The sequence below is a fragment of the Arthrobacter sp. H41 genome, assembly GCF_000520535.1.
Classification (GTDB): domain Bacteria; phylum Actinomycetota; class Actinomycetes; order Actinomycetales; family Micrococcaceae; genus Arthrobacter_D.
The window spans coordinates 19,140-21,753 of the sequence record NZ_KI914795.1 but is presented as its reverse complement, the minus strand read 5'-3'; the positions used below and the strand labels follow the sequence as shown (position 1 = coordinate 21,753).

Below are 2,614 nucleotides of genomic sequence, written 5' to 3'. Positions count from 1 at the left end.
GGGCCATAGTCGTCGGTGCGGTACGTCACCTAGAGGGGCAGGAGGAACACCCCCAGGACGGTCAGGAGAACAAGTACGACGGCGACCGCGGCCAACCCCGCCCACTGGAGCGCTGCACGCCGGTGCCCCTTCGGAGCGTAAGCCAGTACGGCTGCACCCGCGGCTCCGGTCAGCAGCCCGCCCAGGTGGGCCTGCCAGGAGATTCCCTGCACCACGAACCCGAGAACACCGTTGATGGCGATCAGGACAACGATCTGCCGGACGTCTCCGCCGGTCTTGCGCTGGATGATGAACAGCGCTCCGAAGAGACCGAAGACTGCTCCTGATGCCCCGACAACTCCCTGGTTGAAGCCCGCAAGAAGCAGGACTCCCACTGAGCCGCCCACAGCGGCCAGCAGATACAGGGCGGCGAACCGTGCCCTCCCCAGCATCGGCTCGAGTGCCTGGCCGAGTATCCAGAGCGCATACATATTGAACGCGATATGGAGGAGGAAGTTGGGCGAGTGAAGGAAGGCCGCCGTCAGCATGCGCCAAGGCTCAGGCTCCACTACTCCCTGCACACCGGCCGTGTAATAGGGCGCGTACAGCAACGCGCCGGTCACCAGTGGAGACACGAGTTGCAGCAGGAACAGGACGACGCACACACCGATGATGGAGAAGGTGATCACCGGCCGGCCCGTCCGTGCAACACCGCCGAAGGCGGTCCGCGTGGCCGGGATGTTCCGGGCCTGGTCCCGCACGCAGTCCACACACTGGAATCCCACGGCTGCCGGCCGCTGGCATTCAGCGCAGGCCGGCCGCCCGCAGCGTTGACAACGCACGTAGCTGACCCGGTCCGGATGCCGCGCACATACCGGGGCCTCCTGGCGCGGGTCCGGTGCGGGAACTCCGTAGGTCACGGGTTTAGCTATTGCTGTTCTACGGTGATGCTGCTGATGACGACGTCTTCGAGGGGCTTGTCGCGCATGTCAGTGGCGATGGCGTTGAGCTTGTCCACCACTTTCCGGGATTCCTCATCGGTGACGTCTCCGAAGATGGTGTGCTTGCCCTGCAGCCAGGTGGTGGGCACCGATGTGATGAAGAACTGTGATCCATTCGTGCCGCGCCCACCCTGGGTGCCGGCATTGGCCATGGCGAGCTTGTAGGGCTCGTTGAAATTGAGGTCCGGGTTGATTTCGTCGTCGAACTTGTAGCCCGGCCCGCCGATTCCCTGGCCGAGCGGGTCCCCGCCCTGGATCATGAAGTCCTTGATGATCCGGTGGAAGATGGTTCCGTTGTACAGCGGCGAGTTGGTCTCCTCGCCGGTTTCCGGATGGGTCCAGGTGATCTCGCCGGTTGCGAGACCAACGAAGTTCTTCACGGTTTTTGGAGCATGGTTGCCGAAAAGGTTGACCAGAATGGTGCCCTGGTTGGTCTGGATGGTGGCCTGTGCGGTTGGAATAGCAGTCATCATGCCATTCTTTCACGGGCCGGTGACCGAACCGCCGGTGCCGCCGTTTTCCGCGCACAGTGAAAAAATCCGTGAATAGCCTGCACTGATAGCACGCCCTGCGCATTGGCCGTAGGCTGGCAGGAACGAGCCATACATTCTTGGAGGTACTTGTGAAGAACAAAACAACAAGCAAAACGACCAGCCGGGAGTTCGACGAGGGCGTCCTCGCGGGCATCCTCGCCGCCCGCAGCTGGGCAACCCCCCACGTTGTAGCCGCACGCGGCTGGGCCACCCCGCACGTCGATGCCGCCTACGGGTGGGCCAAGCCCCATTGGGACAAGGGCGTCGGTACGGCGAACCCTGTCATCCAGGACAGCGTGCGGAAAGCTGCCTCCGGGATCTCAGGGGGCATCGCAACCGTCACTCCCCTCATCCAGGACCGTATCGATGCGGTAGGCCCGCGGATCAGCCAGGTCATCGACACCACCGCTCCGCGGATCCAGGGAACGCTGGACAAGGCCACCCCGGCCCTGGTTTCGGCGAAGGGCAAAGTAGTCGACGGGTACATTCCCGCGCTGTCCTACAAGCTCGGGGAAGCCGCGGATTCGGCGTCGCGTGCCCTTGCCGACGCCACCGTTCCGCCCCGTGTCGCCGACGCGGTCATCCGCGTCACGGGTGACAAGAAAGCCGTTAAGACGATCCAGAAGAAGTGGGCGACGGCCACGATGCAGGCCTCCAAGGACCTCAAGAAGCGCCAGGAGGACCAGCAGAAGCGCGGATCCTCCAAGGTCTGGCTGATTCTCGGCATCATCGCCGCTGCAATCACCGCCGTTGCCGCCGCCTGGCGCGCTTCCAAGCCGGTCGAGGATCCCTGGAAGACCCCGGCACCGGTGAAGGCAGCCCCCGCACCCGTTTCGGTCGAGAAATCGGACGAGGCCAAGGAGGTGGTTGCTGACATCAAGGACGCTGCGAACCGTGCCGCTTCCAACAACACGACCACCCCTGCGGCCGGCACCAAGGCGAACGAAGCCGCGGAAGCCGTTGCGAAAAAGGCGAAGGATTCAACCGAGTCCGCCAAGCACACTGAGAAGAACACTGAGAAGCCGTCCAACAACGCGGGCTGAGCTGAGCACTACCAAGGCGGGAAGACCGTCCCTATCCCGGGGACTGTCTTCCCGCCTT

At 63.8% G+C, this 2,614-nt stretch carries 3 protein-coding genes; 1 reads left to right on the top strand and 2 read right to left on the bottom strand.

The annotated features are described in order from the left end of the window. Positions 1 to 29 precede the first annotated feature (29 nt). Positions 30 to 899 carry a rhomboid family intramembrane serine protease gene (locus Y705_RS0109435; protein WP_026532682.1) on the bottom strand — a complete coding sequence of 290 codons (870 nt, stop codon included), beginning with the start codon at positions 897 to 899 and terminating at the stop codon, positions 30 to 32. An 8-nt stretch (positions 900 to 907) separates the two neighbouring features. Next, entirely contained in the window at positions 908 to 1,450 is a 543-nt protein-coding gene (locus Y705_RS0109430) for a peptidylprolyl isomerase (RefSeq protein ID WP_026532681.1), read from the bottom strand. Between the two features lie 152 nt (positions 1,451 to 1,602). Between Y705_RS0109430 and Y705_RS18755 the strand changes: the two genes are divergently transcribed. After that, complete coding sequence (locus tag Y705_RS18755) at positions 1,603 to 2,556, top strand: hypothetical protein (protein ID WP_049822544.1); 954 nt, start codon at positions 1,603 to 1,605, stop codon at positions 2,554 to 2,556. Positions 2,557 to 2,614 lie beyond the last annotated feature (58 nt).

What these genes read in the sequence shown, in the direction of transcription:
- Y705_RS0109430 (WP_026532681.1), bottom strand. Translation starts at nt 1,450, where the DNA reads ATGACTGCTATTCCAACCGCACAGGCCACCATCCAGACCAACCAGGGC.